This window comes from Mucilaginibacter gossypiicola (assembly GCF_900110105.1).
In the GTDB taxonomy this organism is placed as follows: Bacteria; Bacteroidota; Bacteroidia; order Sphingobacteriales; family Sphingobacteriaceae; genus Mucilaginibacter; species Mucilaginibacter gossypiicola.
In genome coordinates, this window is the sequence record NZ_FOCL01000014.1 from 129,323 (window position 1) to 148,447 (window position 19,125).

Here is a 19,125-nt window from a genome sequence, read left to right on the forward strand (position 1 = left end):
TTATGAAATTGAAGATCACGTTGCTTTCGGCATTGATAGGTATTGTGTCTGTAGTGTTTGCTCAAAATAGTAAAAGCGAAAAACAAAAGATAGCCCATGAAATACAAAAATCCATGGTTGATGAATTGCTCAAACCCTGGTACCCCGCGGCTATTGATACTGCCGATGGTGGCTTTTTGAGCGCATTCACTTTTGATTTTAAGCCAACAGGCAACCAGGACAAAATGATAGTGACCCAGGCACGCCATGTTTGGAGCAACAGTAAGGCCGCTGAACTTTTCCCTGGTAAAAAATATTACATAGAGGGGGCCCGCCACGGATTTGAATTTTTGAGGGATAAGCTTTGGGATAAGCAATACGGCGGCTTTTACATTTTTACGGATAAACAAGGCAACCCGAAACAGGGTGGCTTTGCACCTAAAGAAGCCTATGGGAACTCTTTCGCTATTTATGCGCTTGCTGCTTATTACCAGGCTTCGGGCGATACCAGCGCATTAAACCTGGCTAAACAAGGTTTTTGGTGGCTGGAGAAACATGCTCACGACCCGGTTTATAAAGGTTATTACCAGCATATGCAACGTGACGGTACACCTATTGTTAGGGATGCAAGCATAAAATCAACTGCCGAAACCGGTTATAAAGATCAAAACTCATCCATTCACCTGCTGGAGTCGTTTACCGAGCTTTATGGTGTATGGCCAGATAAACTGCTCAAGACCCGTTTAGAAGAAATGTTGCTGCTGGTGCGCGATAAGATCACAAACGACAAGGGTAACCTCATCCTGTTTTTTCAACCAAATTGGACACCGGTATCTTACCGCGATTCGAGCCTGACGGTTTATAAACAACACCATAGTCTCGATCATATTTCGTATGGCCACAATGTGGAAACGGCTTACCTCATGCTTGAAGCCTCGCATGCTTTAGGTATTGAAGATGATACCAAAACCTTACAGATAGGTAAAAAAATGGTTGATGATGCATTGGATAACGGTTGGGATAACAAAGTGGGCGGCTTTTACGATGAAGGGTATTATTTTAAGGATAAACCCGGCCTCACCATTACCGAAGATACCAAAAATTGGTGGGCACAAGCCGAGGGACTTAATACACTGCTCATCATGGCTGCCAAATATCCGCAGGATAAGCATCACTACTTTGACAAGTTTAAAACCCTTTGGCAATACACCCAAACTTACCTCATTGACCATGAACATGGCGACTGGTACCAGGGCGGTATAGATAAACAACCTCAATATAAAACAGCCCTCAAAGGCCAGATCTGGAAAGGCACTTACCACACCTTCCGTGCGCTGATGAATTGCGTGGCACAGCTCGATCCGGATAAAACACCACCCACTGCACCACGGCAAGTAGAACTGATTAAAGCTACCGGTACTTTAAAATGGCAAACTTCGACTGATAATAAGCGTGTGCTGGGTTATAATATTTACAGCAATGGCAAGCGGATAGGTTTTACACCACTTAATCATTTTATGGTGGATAAAGATTTAGCGGGTAAGTTAACTGTGGGTGCGGTTGATTTGGCTGGGAATCAGTCGGTTTTGAGTAAATGATCTAAATTAAAAACTACTACCCTTCAATAATGGTACAGGTAAATAAATCGATTATAAGTTATAAAACCCTGGTATTGGTTTTACTTTTTCTGGGGATGTTTACGCGGGAGGCTTCTGCACAAACAGAAGTTGAACCCTGGGGTAATATCACCGGTATCAGGGTACAAGGGCAGTTGTTTGAGTTTGAAACCAGTTTGAGGGTTGCCGGTAAAGATTGGACAAAGCTGCACGCTACTGCCAAGGAAGAACAAAACCCTCAATACCATCGGGAGGGTAAAACACAATTGGTTACAACCCGGATAGATAGCCTTTATTTTAATGAACGGGTAGCTGATGGTGAAGCAGGTAGTGCCATTGTAGCCATTAATTTTATGCCCCATGCCGATACTACGCTTACTGGCGTTTATTTTGTGGTGCGGATTGCCAAAGGGGATTATACCGGCGCTTCGATAAAGGTAAATAACGATTGGGTTAACCTGAATGCCTTGAAAGCTACCACGGGAAATGAATATCTTAACGGCAACACGCAAGCTGTAGAAATAAAATCATTGAACCGCTCGCTTAAACTCACGTTAGATGAACCAACGGAGGTATCGTTGCGGGCAGATACCGGCAAACTGCATAAAGGGGATTACCTGCTTTATCTGCCCATTGCGCAAGGCGATATCAAAAACGGACAGGGTATTGTTAAAACATATACACTGGCTGTATCGGGCAAAATTGACAATGCACCGGTTACTTTGAAGGTCAATACGCAGCAAAACGGCAGGCTCTTTGCCGGTTTCGGTGGTAATTTCAGGATCCAGAACCCCAAAAACGATCCGCAGGTGATTGATTATAGCCTGAATAATTTGCGCGTTGCCTGGGGCCGGGTTGAAATGCCCTGGCGCTTTTGGCAGCCGGAAAAAGATAGTGATCCGACCGAAAATGCAAAAGACAACAAGTTGCATCCTGCCGTTCAAAAAGCCATGGAAATGGCACAGCGCTTAAGCAAGATGAATATCCCGGTGATCCTGACGGCATGGTCGGCACCTGATTGGGCTATTGAGGGTAAACCCCGGTTCAGGCATCAGTCGGGTGAGCCATGGGGTAACCCGTTAAATTACGGCAATATCGATGCTGCCTATAAATCCATTGCCGATTATATTGTTTACCTGCATGATGCTTACGGCGTTGATGTGAAACTTTTTTCGTTTAATGAGTCGGATCTGGGTATCAACATCCGTCAAACAGGCTTGCAACATGCCGATCTGATCAAAGGCCTCGGCGCTTATTTTGTATCAAGAGGATTAAAAACCAAATTGTTGCTGGGTGATAATTCCGATGCCACTACTTACGAGTTTATTTACCCGGCCATGGCCGACCCGGCAGCACGCCAATATATCGGCGCTATTTCTTTTCACTCGTGGCGGGGCTGGGACACCCCTATATTACAAAAATGGGCTGAGGCTGCCAAAAAGATGAACCTGCCGCTCATAGTAGGTGAGGGCAGCATTGACGCTGCCGCCTGGAACTACCCGGCCATTTTTGAAGAACAGACCTATGCCCTTGAAGAAATTAACCTGTATACCCGCCTGCTGGCCATCTGCCAGCCGCTCACCATACTGCAATGGCAACTCACTGCCGATTATTCGCCCCTTATCGGTGGCGGCATTTTTGGCAATAATGCACCTTTAGCGCCAACCCAGCGTTTTTGGAACCTGAAACAATTAGCTTCAACGCCTGAGGACGTTTACGCCATGCCTATTAGTAACAACGGTAAATACCTTTCGGTAGCAGCCCTGGGCAACAACGGCAAACATACCTATGTTGTGCACATCGTAAATAATGGTGCAACAAGGCAGGTTACCCTCAGCGGTTTGCCTCAAATGGTAACGAAAGGTGTGTTGTATTTGACGGATAAGGGGCATCAAATGGAGAAAACCCCGGTTGCGATAAATAATGGCATAGCTAAGTTTAAGGTGGAGGCCACGAGTTATGTGAGTTTGGTAGTGGAAAAATAGGATTCGATTTTTAAGTTCGCGTCGTGTCGAATTTAGTTCAGCATCTAATATGCTAAGTAAGCGTGATTCAAGGCAATTTTTTAACTTTTCTCTTGAGCTCCTAAAGCAAGTTACTTATAAGATAATAAAAAAGGGGTGTCATGCTGAGGCTCTCGAAGTATGGTGGGCAGGCTCTGCGCGTGACCCTTTGACAGATTCAGGTGACAGATTATTGTTTAATATTTTATTTTCAGTATTTTTTGAAAATTCAATAAAATAAGTATATTTGTTCATTATGAACATTCAGACTTCTCCGTCTTGCGGGTCTTGCCCAAATCGCTCTGGTTATAGGGAGTTTCGCTATCCCGCGCATCCTTAACTGGCACGGAGAACTGGAGAAAGTTCAAACTCTCATTAAACAAATGTTCTGGACATATGCGGCATATATACTGGTCGTTAACCTGTGCTTCGGCCTGGTTTCGGTATTTTGTTATTGGGAGTTGACTAATGGTTCAAGACTGGCTATGCTACTTACCGCTTTTATTGCCGTGTATTGGATCTCAAGGGTGTTGATACAGTTCTTTTACTTTGATAGGGAAGCTTTTCCTAATGGCTTATGGCATAAATTGGGCGAGGTGGTTTTGGTTACGCTTTTTGTTTTTCTGAGTATTGTATACAGCTGGGCTGCATATATTAACTATCTTCAAAGCTGAGCCATGCAAAATATATTAATCCATGTTGTTTATTTCGCGGTTATAAACCTTGCATTGGTGCTATTGGGATATGTTTTTGTAAAACGTGAACTGGTTTGGCCGGGCTGGTTATCAATGCTGCTGGTTATCCCTGTAGTGTACTGCATTTTTAACCACGAGCACCCGGTACTTAAAATGCTTGGCATTATTGCCACAACTTTTACCGGTATGAAAGTGATCACCGCCACGGTTGATTACAGTAGCAAAAAGACGAAACTTAAATTTATACCATGGCTGGCCTTTGCTGTGGGCTGGGCAGGCATGCGGGCCCAACCTTTTGAAACCCTCGGACAGCAGGCTTTGCCAAATGCCTGGACGATGATCAGGTTTGGCATCAGCAGGGTTATAGGCGGTTTACTGCTTATTGTACTGGCACATGGAATTGTGGTTTTACATTTTGATACAGGTGTAACTTATTTTTTGGTGAGCCCATTACTGCTGGTGGCTTTGAGTCTGATATTACATTTTGGGTTGTTGAGCATAGGCGCAGGGCAATGGCGCTTAATGGGCGTTAATACTTATTACCTGTTCAGGCAGCCTGCCAAATCCATGAGCCTTACCGAATTTTGGGGCAAACGCTGGAACCTTGCTTTTATTGAAATGACCACGATTACTATCTTTCGGCTGCTTCGGAATAAAATTGGGAGGGGCGGGGCCTTAGCTGTGGCGTTTTTGTTTTCGGGCTTATTACACGAGCTGGCATTGAGCGTTCCTGTTAATAGCGGCTACGGCTTGCCGATGCTGTATTTTGTTATCCAGGGTGTTGTGTTACTGGTTGAAAAGAAGCTGATCCGCCGCAATATTGCGTTTTTGAAGCATCCCATATTGGCAAGATTATGGCTTTTCTTTTGGCTGGTAGTGCCGATGCCTTTATTATTTCATGCACAGTTTATTAAATTGGTGGTGTGGCCGTTGGGAGGGTTCATATGATTGTAGTATCTGGAGTACTGTTATTATACTTAATTTGCGTTAGGGATTGCAGTGTAAAGCCCGCAGCGTGTGTAGGGAGTGAGGGCAGGAAAGGCGAGGACTTGTAACGGAAAGCCCGGCCCGCCAGCTGGCGGGAACGCCCATGTTATAAAATCGATTTTTAAAATATATTTAATAATCAATAACTTACGATCACGTCATTATAAGGTATTAAGCAATCTCAAACTATATAAGGCGGCTCTGTAAGTAGGGGATTGCTTTGTCGCTCATCCTCGCAATGACGATATTCTTAATCTGTTTTAAACAGCTTGTTGGTTTTAAATAAATCTTATCGATATTGAAATCTACTCCTTAAGAATATATTAGATAAACCGTATGATCTCTGCTTTTTCTGACGATATTTTATCCCACTCCGTAGCAAAAAATCTTATTTTATGTCAATTTATAGTCAATATAAATCTGCTTAAAATCGAACAAGCTCGGGCATAAAATCTCGCCCTGTTTGCTATAAAATCAACATTACAACCTACTTATCTTATTGTGTCAAAGCAACATAATGGGCGTTTATATTAAAAGTATTACAATTCATGACTTGTTAGTTGCCTTAATTATTTTCAGTTTTGCCAATCATTTAACATTAATTGCCACGTTATTTAACAAATGAACGATTTTACCAGGCTGACTGAGGAGGATTTGTTGGGATTGCTGCAGCAGGATAAGCTTAGTGCGTTCAGGGAAATCTATCAGCGTTATTGGAAAAAACTGTATGGCGATGCCTATAAGCGACTAAAAAATAAGGAGCTGTGCGAGGAAGTTGTTCAGGAGATATTTTCAAATCTTTGGCATAAACGGCATACGCTGCAAATTAATACCACCATTGGCGGTTACCTGCACCTGGCCGTTCTAAACCAGGTGGTTGACCAGTACCGTAAACAAGCCATCCGCGCAAAACATACCGAAGCGCTTAAATTGCTAACTACCGAGACCGATACCGGAACAGAAGACGCGATCATGCTTCGTGATCTGACCCATACGCTCGAAACCGAGATAAGCCACCTACCCGATAAATGCCGATCTGTTTTTGAGTTGAGCCGCAAGGAATATAAAAGCAACAAGGAAATAGCCCAGTTGCTTGGAATTTCAGAGAAAACTGTTGAAAATCAAATTACTAAGGCAATTAAACGGCTCCGTTTAAGCCTGAGCCATCACCTGTTCATTACGATGGCTGCACTCCTGCATAAATTTTTTTAAAAAATATCATCAAGGTGTAGGGGGTACACTATCTCACATACGTCATACCCTTTATAAACCGGAATTATATTCTTTTCATGAAAGAACCTATACGCATTGATCTGCTCGAGAAATACATTAAAGGCGATTGCACCGAAGCCGAGATAGCTTTGGTAAAGCAATGGTATTTCGGCTTTGAGCATGAAAATGATCATGTTTCGGACCTGTCACCTGCCGACGAGAAGCAACTGGAAGAAAATATCTATTTCAGCATTATCAGTAACCTTAATCTCGCGCACCTGCAAACAACTGAAGAACAGCCAAAAGTTAAGTCGTTGCGTAAGTGGTATGCTGTTGCTGCTGCTGCTGTAGTTGTATTTGCTTTGTCGGCCGTGGCAGTTATCTATAGCCGGAAATCAAAAGATCAGCAACAACTGGCCACCTCCGCAGTAAGTGATTCGCGCTTGTTTAACGTAGCAAATAATACCGGCCATATTTATAAAGTAACCCTGCCCGATAGCAGCGCGGTGTGGTTAAGCCCTTCGGCAAAAATCAGTTACCCTAATGTGTTTGCTGCCGGATCGAGGCAGGTAAGTATATCAGGCGAGTGTTTCTTTGAGGTGACCAAAAATCCGCAACGTCCTTTTATTATCAGCAGCCGATCGATAGTTACCAAAGTTTGGGGCACCAGTTTCCTTGTGCGCGATAATGAGCAGAGTAATATGGCCGATGTATCCGTATTAACCGGCAAAGTTTCTGTAAGTGCCAGGGTTAGCGGTAGCGCTATCTCCACAAAGCTTAACAGGGATGAGGTGATGATTTATCCGCATCAAAAGGCGGTTTATCTGAATGATAAACATACCTTAACTGCACAGGTTGTTGAAACTAAATCGGCGTTAAGACAATATCAGCGCACCCGTTTGGTATTTGACAACAAGCCTCTTAAGGATATTATACCGGTGCTTGATTCAAGCTACAATGTAAAAATAAAGGTGAGCAGCGAGAAGCTGAACCACTATATCCTGAATGCCGATTTTGAAGGTTTTAATTTACCGGATGTGCTTGACGCACTGAAGAAATCGCTCAATGTTGATTACGCTATTGTCAATAACCATATAGAACTTAAATAACCAACCATTTAAACGCTCAAAAATTATAAGATGTACAAAAAACTACAAACCTAAAGAAGAAAGAAAGCAAAACAACCCAGAAATGATCTGCATAAAAAAACTTAGAAGTGTTGCGAGCACCCCTAAGTTTTAAGGATCAAAAGCCCGTTCCGCTAAGAACACCTCCGGGAGGTGTGCGGGCTATTAATTGTCTCATTTTTAACAAAGAAACATAACAAATATATGAATTTTCGTTTACGAAGGCCCATACCGTGGGGTAAAATCATGAAGATCACTTTTAGCCAGATCCTGATAGGAATAATGGTAAGCAGCATAGCTTATTCAAGCCCAATTAAAGCTCAGGGTATCCTTAATAAAAAGGTAAATGTTACGCTCAGCAACACAACCATGCTTGAGGCTTTACAGTACCTTCAAAAAAACAACAATGTAAAGTTTATTTACAGCTCCAGCTCACTGGACGCCGATAAACACTTTTCATTGGATATCAATAACCAAACATTAAAAACCGTACTTGACCAGGTGTTTAAAAACAATGGCATCAATTACGATGTAATGAATGATAGGGTAGTACTTGAGAAAAAGGCTGCCACCGCGCCAACAGTTAACACTACCGAACCTGGTGTAGTAATTACGGAGCAGGCTGCGGCTAACGTTACCATTACCGGTAAGGTTACCGATAATACAGGTCAGCCGGTTCCCGGAGCTACGGTGACAGAAAAAGGTACTACTAATGGCATTACTACCGGTGTTGACGGTGGCTACAAATTATCGGTAGCCGGCCCGCAATCGGTTATTGTGGTGCAGTTTATCGGCTATGCTAAAAAAGAGGTTGTAGTAGGCGACCAAACTGTTATCAATGTTGTATTAACTGAAGACGTAAAAACAATTAATGAGGTTGTAGTTGTTGGTTATGGTACGCAGAAACGTACTACAGTTACCGGGGCCATCAGCAGCGTTAAAGCCAATGATTTGCAAGATCAGCAGGTTACCCGTGTTGACGATGCTTTGAAAGGCCGCGTTACCGGTGTTAGCGTTGTGCAAAGCTCGGGCTCGCCGGGTTCTTCACCTCAGATCAGAGTGAGGGGTATTACCTCAAGGCAAAACAGCGATCCGCTATATGTAATTGACGGTATTGTGGTTGATAACGGCGGTTTGGATAACGTTAACCCTAATGATGTTGAATCGATAGACGTATTGAAGGATGCATCGGCCGCTATTTATGGTTCACGTTCATCAAATGGTGTAATTATCGTTACAACCAAAAAAGGTAAAAAAGGCGATGCCCAGATTAGCTACAATGGTTATGTTGGTATCCAGTCGCCGGTAAGCAAGCCTAAACTAACCAATGCAACCCAATATGCTACTTTGAGGAATGAGTCACTGACCAATGATGGCAAAGCAGCTCTTTTTGCGAACCCGGCATCATACGGCACAGGTACTAACTGGCAAAATGAGATTTTTGAAGGTAACGCCATCATTCATAACCATAACCTGAGTATCAGCGGCGCTTCTGATAAAGCTAACTATTATACCTCATTCGGTTATCTTGATCAGCAGGGTGTAGTTATGCCTTCGATTTCGGGTTATAAGAAATTTAACTTCACCGTTAATACTTCATACAAACTAAAGAAATGGCTTACCGTAGGTGAAAACTTTACCTATGCGTACAGCAAAAACAAAGCGTTCGGTAACACTAATAGCGTATTCGGTGGCCCTTTAAGCTCTGCTTTAAACCTTGACCCTATTACCCCGGTTACCGTAAACAATGTTAGCGGGCAACCAAACCAGGGTGATTACGCCAATGCAAACATCATCCGCAATGCGCAAGGTTTACCTTACGGTATTTCAGGTTATGTTGGCCAGGAAATCACTAACCCGTTTGCCTACGCACAAACAATTGCAGGTAACTACAATGATGCTACCAACCTTTTAGGTAGCGCGTTTGTTGAAGTTGAACCTATCCGCGGTTTAAAGATCCGTTCGCAGATCAGCGCTAAGCAGGCTTATTATGGCTCTGATGCTTTTACGCCATTGTATTACCTTAACTCAAGTACCTCAAATACTACAACATCACAGGTAACTGCTTATAACAGGAACCTTACCTGGAACTGGGATAACACAGCTACTTACACCCGCTCGTTTGGTAAACACAACCTTACCGCTTTAGTAGGTACCAGTGCACAAAAAACTACGTCATCTGGTTTACAGGGAACATTTTTGGGCGAACCGGTAGGTTCACTTGACGATGCTTCTATCAACTTTGCCTTGCCTGCCGCAAACAGGATTGCAGCAAGTGCGCTTGGTTTAGATGCAGTACAGCCGCATACTTTGGCGTCTTACTTTGGAAGGGTAACCTATGATTACGATCAGAAATACCTTTTCTCAGGTATCATCCGTCGTGATGGTTCATCAAAATTTGGTAGCAACAATGTTTACGGTGTATTCCCGGCCGGTCAAATCGGTTACGTAATGAGCCGTGAGGATTGGTTCCCTAAAAATTCATTTGTTGATTTCTTCAAACTGCGTGCTTCATACGGTTCGGTAGGTAACGAAATGGCGCTTCAGCCGTTCAGGTATGCTGCTACAATCGGCAGTGGCCGTAACGCGGTATTTGGCGATCAGGTGTATATCGGCTACAGCCCTAACGCACCGGCCAACCCTAACCTGAAATGGGAAGAAACCCATACTACCGATATCGGTTTTGATGCAACACTGTTAAATAACCTGAGCGTAACTGTTGATGTATACCGCAAGCTTACCAAAGGTATGTTACAGCAGGTATCATTGCCTTCATACGCAGGTTTCTCTGATCAACCTTATGATAACGTAGGTGATATGGAGAATAAAGGTATCGAGTTAAGCCTTGGCTATAACAACAAGATAGGTGATTTTAGCTATAACGTAGGCGGCAATATCTCTTACAACAAAAACACTGTGTTGAGCTTAGGCAACCAGATAGACCATTTTACACTTGGTACCGTACAAAGCTCAACTTATGAAATTGGCCGCGTTACTCCGGGGCAGCCACTGGGCGAATTTTATGGGTTTAAAGAACTGGGTGTATTCCATTCACAGGCCGAAATTAATGCATATACCAAAAATGGCCAGCTGATTCAGCCTAATGCAAAACCAGGCGATTTCAAATGGCAGGATACCGACGGTGATGGCAAAATAACCCAGGCCGACCGTCAGTTTTTAGGTAACCCGCTACCAACTTTCACTTATGGTATTAACCTGAGCGCCAACTACAAAAACTTTGATTTCAAATTATTTGGACAAGGCGTTTGGGGCAACAAAATTTACCAGGCTTACCGCAGGTTAGATATCCCTGCTGCTAACTATCCAATTGAAGCGCTTAATGCATGGACAACTGCCAATAGCGGTAGCAACTATCCTCGTTTAAGTGATGCCGATCCGAACAACAACTTCAAAAACCCATCAAATTTCTATCTGCAAAATGGTGCCTATTTCCGCATCAAAACTTTGCAATTGGGTTACAGCTTACCGGCAGCATGGTTAAAAGCGGCCGATGTTAAAAGGGTTAGGGTATTCCTGAGCAGCAACAATTTGGTAACTATTACAGGTTACAAAGGATATGATCCTGAAATAAGCGGTGGCATTGATATGGGTATCTACCCTCAGGCACGCACATTTATGGCAGGTTTGGATATTACTTTATAACAGAAATTACAATTATCATGAAATCGAAATATTATCTATATACAGGGATTGTTTTATTGGGGATGGGTACGATAGTATCTTGTAAAAAATCATTCCTGGAGCTTGACCCTAAAGGACAATTCTTAGAGTCAAACTATTACGCTAATCCTGATGAGGCGCTTACTGCGGTAGTAGCGGCATATGATCCGCTGGTTACTGAAACAGGTGGTATCGATAACACTTACTCTGATCCGCTTGGCGCACTTAACTCAGCGTCTGATGATTGCTATGCAGGTGGCGGCAGCTCGTCCGACGTACCACAATGGCAGGCTATCAACAACTACACACTTACACCGGCATTAGGTCCGCAAAACCAGTTTTGGGCAATTAACTTTCAGGGCGTTAACCGTACCGACGTATTGCTTTCAAAATTGGCTAACGTACCGGGCTTAAGCGCTGATTTGTTAAAACGTTATACAGCCGAAGGCCAGTTTTTACGTGCTCATTATTATTTTGACTTGGTAAGGTTATTTAAAAATGTACCACTGATATTAACCACGCTGAACATTACTAACGTATATGATCAGCCACAGGCAACCCCTGAAGCTGTTTACACACAAATCGAGACCGATCTTAAAGCTGCTATAACTGGTTTGCCAACTACAGTTCCGGCAACAGAAGGTGGCCGTGTAACACAAGGGGCTGCTAAAGCTTTATTGGGTAAAGTTTATTTGTACGAGAAAAAATGGGCAGATGCTGCCGCTATGTTGCAGGATGTTAATACCAACTACGGTTATAAACTGCTTCCAAACTTTGGCGATGTGTTTAGCCCTAAAAATAAGTTCAATAGCGAATCGATATTTGAATTGGTTCACTCAGGCTCACAAAGCTATACCTGGAGCAACTGGAACCAGTTTAAATCAAACATCTACACCCAGATGATTGGCCCGCGTAGCTATACCGGTCCGGTGTATTATGGTGGCGGTTATGGTTTTAACCCGGTTACTACAGAATTAGCTACCGCTTTAAAAGGCGACCCACGTTATGGTTATACTGTTGTTAACATTGATAGTTTAACAAAAGCAACTAAGACTTCTTATTCGCCAAGCTATCAGAACACGGGCTACTTTATCCAAAAGTATGCACCTGTATTGGCTAATAAAGTAACCACTGGTACAACCGACCTGAACTGGCCTAATGATTATATCGAGATCCGTTTGGCTGATACTTACCTGATGGAAGCTGAAGCTGAATTGAACGGTGGCGGCGACCAGGGCCGTGCACAAACACTGTATAATGCTGTGCGTGCCCGTGTTGGTTTAGCTTCAAAACCTGCAACTCTTCAAAACATCTATGATGAGCGCAGACTTGAGCTGGCTACCGAAGGCCACCGCTGGTTTGACCTTGTACGCTGGGGCCAGGCGCCAACAGTATTAGCGTCTAAAGGCTTTAAAGCAGGTGTTAATGAAATTCTGCCTATTCCGTTAAATGAAACCCTTAACGGTACCAAGCTTAAACAAAATCCGGGTTATTAATTTAACCCTGATAATTAATAAAAAGGCTGTCATGTTACATGGCAGCCTTTTTATCTTTATATAGAGGGGCATTACATTGGCTTCTTTGATTTTAGCAGATAATATTATGCTTAAGCAGCGCACATTCTTTTTGGCTTTGTTGTTACTGATACCTTTAAGCTTTTTATTGGTACAATGCTTTAACGATAAGCCACAGGATCCGCGTGCAGAGATCTTCGCTGGGTCGGCAAGTTGTCAAAAATGTCATAAGGATGTTTACGACAGCTACCTGCATACAGCGCATTATCTTTCATCACGACCAACATCTCCTGAAATCGTTCATGGAAGTTTTGATCCTCATGGTAATACCCTGCAATATGCTGATGGTACGGTAGTAAAAATGGAGAAGCGTAATGGTGAGCTTTACCAGGTGAGTTACGCTAAGGGCAAAGAAACCATTGCCCATAAAATGGATATTACTTTTGGGGTAAACAAAGCCCAAACCTATATGTACTGGCAGGATAAGCAACTGTTTGAGTTGCCGGTATCTTATTTTAACACAGTGCATGGTTGGGCAAATAGCCCGGGATATGAAGGGGGGAAACCAGATTTTAACCGACCTATTCTGCAAAGATGTTTTGAATGTCATGCATCGTTCATCAGGCAGGCATCGCAACAAAATGTAGATATGCAGAACCGCAAGATTGAGTTTGAGCCTGCATCCATCATTTATGGTATTGATTGCGAACGCTGCCACGGCCCTGCTGCCAACCATATAAATTACCATGAGGCTTATCCGGAGGAAAAGCAGCCTAAATACATCATCCGTTTTGCATCGCTTACTCGTGCGCAAAAAATGGATGCTTGCGGGGTTTGTCATTCAAGTAGTCAGCAGGCTTTCCAGGAATCAACGTTTAAGTTTAAAATGGGGGATACGCTCGCCCGCTTCAAGGAACCGGACTATTTGAATATTCAAACCAATGCAGCTTCGCTTGACGTGCATGGCAACCAAAATGGATTGCTGACTGCCAGCAAGTGTTATTTGATGAGCAACATGGATTGCAGTACTTGCCATAACACGCATGTAAATAATGGTGGCAATCTTGCTCTGTATTCAAAAAAATGTATGAGTTGCCATACCGAAGCTAATCATAACCTGTGCAAGGTTGCGCCCAAGCTGAGCGCAGTGATGCAAAACAACTGTATTGATTGTCATATGCCGCTTAAGCCGTCAAACACCATCGCTGTAAATGATACCGCGAATAAAAAGTCGTCGCCATACCTGGTGCGCACGCATCGCATTGCTATCTATCCAAATGAAACTAAAAAGATTTTGGCGTTTTTAAGAGTAGCCGGGAAGTAACTTTTTGCTTTCCAAGTAAACAAAATTTATGTCATTGCGAGATACGAAGCAATCGCATGCTATACAGAGTGGCTATGCTTACGTGCGATTGCTTCGTCGTTCCTCCTCGCAATGACATGTTTTTTTATCTTCCCAACGCCGTGGTTTTGAGAAGTGACCACGATCACTTTTTTTACGCGCTATGATCATGGTACAGGTGAGCTGTACCAGCCATCTTTGTATCATTAAAAGATAACAATCATGGCAACTTTAAAAATAAATGCTCCTGAATGGACCGCTGCAAACACCTCTGTTAATACTACCAATACTAAAGTAAATAACAATATCTGGAATAAATTAATGGCCTTTGCCGATAGCCAGGCCCCTAACAAAACCATTTGGTTCATGTTTTCTCTTGTTTCACAAGGTGTTCTTTTTTTACCTATACCTGCTTTTCTGCTTTATTATTATAATGCTCCAATAGCTATACTGGCTGTTACACTGGTGTTATTTTTTAGCAACATCATAGCCGGCATGGGTGGTTTAGGTATCCGTAGCTTACTTGGATTATTCGCATTCAGCGTGCTGGTACATATTACCATGTTGCTGGTATTCATACTATAAATATCGCTTATTTAACCCCTAATTTAATAATGTGCTCAAAAGCCGCCGGTTTCGCTCCCGGTGGCTTTGTTGTTTTAAAAGGGTTTTATGATGACGTAGTCCATCGAACCGGTTGTGTTTTAAAATGGCCGTAAGCGTAAAATCTTGAAATAATTTACATTAGCTTTATAATCAGTATTATATGCTGTAATTGAGTTTTTATTTTGATTATGGTGTTGATTTTCGAGGGGCTTGTTATATCACTTGTCAATATTTTCAATTATGAAGAAAACATTGCTTTTTATACAGGAACTTTTCTTTATTTCATTTATCGCGCTTGCTTCATGCCGGCAAAAAAAAGTTGAACCCTCAAAAGAGGTAATCGATGAAATTGGCCTGAAAAAGGGAGAAATTGTGTTGTGTGGCAGCCCTGCGAAGCATTTTGGCACAGTTGAATTTGAAATATCCAATAAAGGAAAAATAAAGGAGGATTTCAATCTTGCCGTAGCACTGCTGCACTCATTTGAATATGACGAAGCGGAAAAGGTTTTTGCAAAAATCATTGAGAAATCTCCCGGCTGTGCTATGGCTTATTGGGGAGTAGCCATGTGTAATTATCACCCGCTATGGACCCCGCCTTCGGAGTCCGAACTCAAAAAAGGGGCAAAAGCCGCGGAAATAGCCCGGTCCATACGACCAAAATCAGACAGGGAAGCCGAGTATATTGATGCCATCCTTTCTTTTTATAAAGACTGGGATAAAATTGACCACCATACCCGGAGCATCAACTTTGAGAACGGGATGGCGAAAGTATATGCCGATTATCCTGATGACAAAGAAGCCGCTATATTTTATGCCCTCGCGCTTGACGCGGCTGCAGATCCGGCTGATAAAACTTTTAAAAAACAAAAGAAAGCGGGGGCCATTTTATACTCGCTATATCCTGGCGAACCCGATCATCCCGGAATTGCACATTATATAATTCACACGTATGATTACCCGGGATTAGCCGCGCAGGCGCTGCCAATGGCCCGGAGATATGCTGATATAGCACCATCCTCGGCACATGCCCTTCATATGCCATCACATATTTTCACCAGATTAGGCCTCTGGGACGAAGCTATCAAATCAAACCTTGCTTCCGTTTCGTCGGCTAAATGTTATGCGCCGGCTGCCGGCATCAAAGGTCATTGGGACGAAGAACTGCATGGCCTCGATTACCTGGTGTACGCATATCTGCAAAAAGGAGAAAATAAGCTTGCAAAGGAACAATGCGATTATCTTAAAACGATTAATGAAGTACATCCGGTTAATTTTAAAGTAGCCTATGCTTTTGCAGCCATTCCTTCGCGTTACTTATTAGAAAATAAGTTGTGGGCTGAGGCAGCAAAACTGAAAATATACCCTGTGAATTTCCCATGGAAGAATTTTCCATGGCAGGCCGCCATTATACATTTTACGCGTTTAATGGGCGCTGTGCACACAGGTAGCCTCGACTCGGCAAAAGCCGAACTGGTAAAACTAAATACTATTCATGATACGCTGATCAATCAAAAGGATATGTATAAGGCAAACCAGGTGCAGATACAGATAAAAGCAGCTGAAGCATGGCTGCAGTTGAAAACGGGGCGGAATGAGGAGGCCTTAAAACTCATGAACACAGCAGCAAACATGGAAGACCAAACCGAAAAACACCCGGTTACCCCTTGTGAAGTAATTCCTGCAAGGGAACTGTTGGGCGATATGTTATTACAGATGAACAAACCGCTTGACGCGCTTCGCGCCTATCAGGCAGATTTGAAGGTTCACCCCAATCGCTTTGATGGCACGTATGGTGCTATTATTGCCGCCCAAAGAACGGGTAATGTAAAAATTGCCGAATCATATTACCGGCAATTACTGAGTTTTACGAACCGTGACAGTTCGGATAGGGTAGAGCTAAAAAATGTAAACAATATTTTAAAAAGGCACAGCTGAATAAAAAAAGAGGCTGATCATGATTTATGATACAGCCTCTTTTTTTACTATAAAATACGCTTAAGCGTAAGTAACGCTTAATGTAATTGGCACACTCAGTGCTTTTGAAATGATGCAATTAGCTTTAGCACCTTCAGCAATTTGTTTAAACTGCTCTTCTGATACACCATCAATTGCTGATCCTTTAAGCTCCAGGTGAATGCCTGTAACTTCCAATGCCTGCATATCCAGGTCAAGAATTGCATCGGTGGTTAAATCATTAGGTGTGAAACCTGCCTGGGTTAAAGCAGCACCAACAGCCATAGTAAAACAGCCTGCGTGGGCAGCAGCTAATAATTCTTCCGGGTTGGTGCCAATGCCATCGGCAAAGCGGGTTTTAAATGAATACTGAGTTTTGTTTAATACAGTGCTTTGGGTAGTGATTTCTCCCTGACCTGCCTGTAATGTACCATTCCAATGGGCGTTTGCTGTACGTTTCATAGTGTGTTGTTTTTGTGTATTTAGTTCATAGTTTATGGTTCATTGGTTGGCTTATAGTTAATAGTTCATGGTTCATAGCCAATTAAACTATTACCTACATCTTAGTGCCATTTAGCGCGCTCGTACTGTACCGGCCATTTTATTTCTTCGCCAAGTTCATGTGCAGCACGCAGTGCAAAGTGCGGATCGCGGAGCATTTCCCTTGCAAAAAACACCAGATCAGCGCGTTCGTTTTTTATAATTTCGTTAGCCTGGTCGGCTTTGGTGATCAAGCCTACCGTACCTGTAAGTATACCGCTTTCTTTTTTAACTTTTTCGGCAAATTCAACTTGATAACCTGGTATTAACGGGATTTTAACATTTGGTATGTTACCACCTGTTGAGCAGTCAATTAGGTCGACACCTTTATCTTTTAAAATTTTAGCCAATGCTACCGAATCATCGGCAGTCCAGCCACCTTCTACCCATTCTGTTGCTGAAATACGCACAAACAGCAGGTTTTCTTCGGGCCATACCTGTTTGATGTCTTCAATGATCTCCAGCAGCAGGCGGATGCGGTTTTCAAAGCTACCGCCATACTCATCTGTACGCTGATTGCTGAACGGAGATAAGAATTGGTTGATCAGGTAGCCGTGGGCACCGTGCAGTTCTATCACCTGAAACCCTGCAGCAACGGCCCTTACTGTAGCAGCTTTAAAATCTGCTTTCACTTTTTCAATTCCCGCTTTATCCAAAGCTATGGGTGGCTCTTCATTTTCAACAAAAGCAATAGCACTGGCCGAAACGCTTTTCCAACCGTTAGGTTGATCGGAAGGGATCTGTTTACCTCCGTTCCATGGTTCCTGGTGACTTGCTTTACGACCAGCATGTGCCAGTTGTGTACCCGGAACAGCGCCTTGTGCCTTTATAAAATCGGTGATCTGTTTTAATTTTTCAATATGCTCGTCTTTGTATATACCCAAATCGGCAAAGGTAATGCGGCCTTCGGGTGATACAGCCGTAGCTTCAGTAATGATCAGGCCTGCACCTCCGGTAGCAAAGCTGCCCAGGTGTACCAGGTGCCAGTCGTTAGCAAAACCATCCTGGCTTGAATATTCGCACATAGGCGATACTACGATGCGGTTTTTTAGTTCGATGTTTTTTATTTTAAGGGGAGAAAATAGTGTAGACATGTTGTTTGTTTTTACAAATATGCTCAAAACAAGCAGTGTGCAAGTACTGTTTTTGTAAAATAACAGGAACGATAATAAAATGATATTACGGTGAGTTTGGCGGCCGAAAAATGTCTGAAATCGGCATTTACCGCATAGCTGAATTTTCAGAATAAAGTCATTCTTAAGTGCCAAATTTTGCGGGATGCGGTAAAATATTACTTTTACCACCATGTCTACTATAACAACACGCTTAGCAACTTTTAATGATATCCCCGAATTGCAGGAACTGATAGCGCTTTCTGTTCGCGGTTTGAGTACCAATTATTATGATCAGCAGCAAATTGAAAGTGCCATTAAGTACATTTTTGGTGTGGATACACAACTGGTTACGGATGGTACCTATTACGTGGCCGAAATAGATGGCATTACCGTTGGCTGCGGAGGCTGGAGCAAACGCAACACCCTTTACGGCGGCGATCAGCATAAAGAAACTGAAGATCCATTACTCGACCCTAACCATGATGCCGCCAGGATCAGGGCTTTTTTTGTTCATCCCGAGTATGCCCGCCGGGGTATAGGAAGTTATATTATGAAGGTTTGTGAAACTGCTGCGCAGGATAACGGTTTTAAAAGCCTGCAATTAGGTGCAACGTTACCAGGCGTGCCGCTTTATGAGGCTATGGGTTACAAAGCAATGGAAAACATTGATCAGCCTATGCCCGATGGTGTGATATTGCCTTTGGTTAAGATGTTCAAGGTTTTATAACTTCGGGATAGATCCAGGTTTAATATTA

The 19,125-nt window shown here is 43.0% G+C and carries 14 protein-coding genes; 12 read left to right on the forward strand and 2 right to left on the reverse strand.

Annotated elements, in window-relative coordinates; all coding sequences use genetic code 11:
• The first annotated feature begins 2 nt into the window (after window positions 1-2).
• The 11 genes from BMX50_RS29650 (at window position 3) to BMX50_RS29705 (ending at window position 16,697) form a co-directional block, all read left to right on the forward strand.
• Window positions 3-1,577, forward strand: a complete 1,575-nt coding sequence (locus BMX50_RS29650; RefSeq protein WP_091219726.1) for an AGE family epimerase/isomerase — start codon at window positions 3-5, stop codon at window positions 1,575-1,577.
• Between the two features lie 29 nt (window positions 1,578-1,606).
• A complete protein-coding gene (locus tag BMX50_RS29655; protein WP_091219729.1) occupies window positions 1,607-3,580 on the forward strand; it encodes a glycoside hydrolase in 1,974 nt (657 codons plus the stop codon).
• A 401-nt stretch (window positions 3,581-3,981) separates the two neighbouring features.
• Complete coding sequence (locus tag BMX50_RS29665) at window positions 3,982-4,272, forward strand: hypothetical protein (RefSeq protein WP_244281141.1); 291 nt, start codon at window positions 3,982-3,984, stop codon at window positions 4,270-4,272.
• Window positions 4,273-4,275: 3 nt separating this feature from the next.
• Window positions 4,276-5,241 (forward strand): wax synthase family protein, encoded by a 966-nt coding sequence (locus BMX50_RS29670; protein WP_091219737.1) that lies wholly within the window; start codon window positions 4,276-4,278, stop codon window positions 5,239-5,241.
• Between the two features lie 660 nt (window positions 5,242-5,901).
• Window positions 5,902-6,492: an RNA polymerase sigma-70 factor gene (locus tag BMX50_RS29675; protein ID WP_091219740.1), complete on the forward strand. Its 591-nt coding sequence runs from the start codon at window positions 5,902-5,904 to the stop codon at window positions 6,490-6,492.
• A gap of 77 nt (window positions 6,493-6,569) precedes the next feature.
• A complete protein-coding gene (locus BMX50_RS29680) occupies window positions 6,570-7,601 on the forward strand; it encodes a FecR family protein (RefSeq protein ID WP_091219744.1) in 1,032 nt (343 codons plus the stop codon).
• 264 nt (window positions 7,602-7,865) lie between these two features.
• Window positions 7,866-11,282, forward strand: a complete 3,417-nt coding sequence (locus tag BMX50_RS29685) for a TonB-dependent receptor (RefSeq protein ID WP_167668142.1) — start codon at window positions 7,866-7,868, stop codon at window positions 11,280-11,282.
• 17 nt (window positions 11,283-11,299) lie between these two features.
• On the forward strand, window positions 11,300-12,796 hold the full coding sequence (locus BMX50_RS29690) for a RagB/SusD family nutrient uptake outer membrane protein (RefSeq protein WP_091219752.1): 1,497 nt from the start codon (window positions 11,300-11,302) through the stop codon (window positions 12,794-12,796).
• 106 nt (window positions 12,797-12,902) lie between these two features.
• On the forward strand, window positions 12,903-14,138 hold the full coding sequence (locus tag BMX50_RS29695; protein ID WP_143065295.1) for a cytochrome c3 family protein: 1,236 nt from the start codon (window positions 12,903-12,905) through the stop codon (window positions 14,136-14,138).
• 240 nt (window positions 14,139-14,378) lie between these two features.
• A complete protein-coding gene (locus BMX50_RS29700; protein ID WP_091219757.1) occupies window positions 14,379-14,741 on the forward strand; it encodes a hypothetical protein in 363 nt (120 codons plus the stop codon).
• 261 nt (window positions 14,742-15,002) lie between these two features.
• Window positions 15,003-16,697: a tetratricopeptide repeat protein gene (locus tag BMX50_RS29705; RefSeq protein WP_091219759.1), complete on the forward strand. Its 1,695-nt coding sequence runs from the start codon at window positions 15,003-15,005 to the stop codon at window positions 16,695-16,697.
• A 60-nt stretch (window positions 16,698-16,757) separates the two neighbouring features.
• On the opposite strand, the gene BMX50_RS29710 is transcribed toward BMX50_RS29705, so the two are convergent.
• A complete protein-coding gene (locus BMX50_RS29710; RefSeq protein WP_091219764.1) occupies window positions 16,758-17,177 on the reverse strand; it encodes an OsmC family peroxiredoxin in 420 nt (139 codons plus the stop codon).
• 101 nt (window positions 17,178-17,278) lie between these two features.
• Window positions 17,279-18,349 carry an NADH:flavin oxidoreductase/NADH oxidase gene (locus BMX50_RS29715; protein WP_091219862.1) on the reverse strand — a complete coding sequence of 357 codons (1,071 nt, stop codon included), beginning with the start codon at window positions 18,347-18,349 and terminating at the stop codon, window positions 17,279-17,281.
• A 211-nt stretch (window positions 18,350-18,560) separates the two neighbouring features.
• Here BMX50_RS29715 and BMX50_RS29720 point away from each other — a divergent pair, with 211 nt between their 5' ends.
• On the forward strand, window positions 18,561-19,097 hold the full coding sequence (locus tag BMX50_RS29720) for a GNAT family N-acetyltransferase (protein ID WP_091219769.1): 537 nt from the start codon (window positions 18,561-18,563) through the stop codon (window positions 19,095-19,097).
• The last annotated feature ends 28 nt before the right edge of the window (window positions 19,098-19,125 follow it).

Bases quoted from the DNA above. Each gene is read 5' to 3' on its own strand.
- BMX50_RS29650 (WP_091219726.1), top strand. From the start codon at position 3: ATGAAATTGAAGATCACGTTGCTTTCGGCATTGATAGGTATTGTGTCT.
- BMX50_RS29655 (WP_091219729.1), top strand. From the start codon at position 1,607: ATGGTACAGGTAAATAAATCGATTATAAGTTATAAAACCCTGGTATTG.
- BMX50_RS29665 (WP_244281141.1), top strand. From the start codon at position 3,982: ATGTTCTGGACATATGCGGCATATATACTGGTCGTTAACCTGTGCTTC.
- BMX50_RS29670 (WP_091219737.1), top strand. From the start codon at position 4,276: ATGCAAAATATATTAATCCATGTTGTTTATTTCGCGGTTATAAACCTT.
- BMX50_RS29675 (WP_091219740.1), top strand. From the start codon at position 5,902: ATGAACGATTTTACCAGGCTGACTGAGGAGGATTTGTTGGGATTGCTG.
- BMX50_RS29680 (WP_091219744.1), top strand. From the start codon at position 6,570: ATGAAAGAACCTATACGCATTGATCTGCTCGAGAAATACATTAAAGGC.
- BMX50_RS29685 (WP_167668142.1), top strand. From the start codon at position 7,866: ATGAAGATCACTTTTAGCCAGATCCTGATAGGAATAATGGTAAGCAGC.
- BMX50_RS29690 (WP_091219752.1), top strand. From the start codon at position 11,300: ATGAAATCGAAATATTATCTATATACAGGGATTGTTTTATTGGGGATG.
- BMX50_RS29695 (WP_143065295.1), top strand. From the start codon at position 12,903: ATGCTTAAGCAGCGCACATTCTTTTTGGCTTTGTTGTTACTGATACCT.
- BMX50_RS29700 (WP_091219757.1), top strand. From the start codon at position 14,379: ATGGCAACTTTAAAAATAAATGCTCCTGAATGGACCGCTGCAAACACC.
- BMX50_RS29705 (WP_091219759.1), top strand. From the start codon at position 15,003: ATGAAGAAAACATTGCTTTTTATACAGGAACTTTTCTTTATTTCATTT.
- BMX50_RS29710 (WP_091219764.1), bottom strand. From the start codon at position 17,177: ATGAAACGTACAGCAAACGCCCATTGGAATGGTACATTACAGGCAGGT.
- BMX50_RS29715 (WP_091219862.1), bottom strand. From the start codon at position 18,349: ATGTCTACACTATTTTCTCCCCTTAAAATAAAAAACATCGAACTAAAA.
- BMX50_RS29720 (WP_091219769.1), top strand. From the start codon at position 18,561: ATGTCTACTATAACAACACGCTTAGCAACTTTTAATGATATCCCCGAA.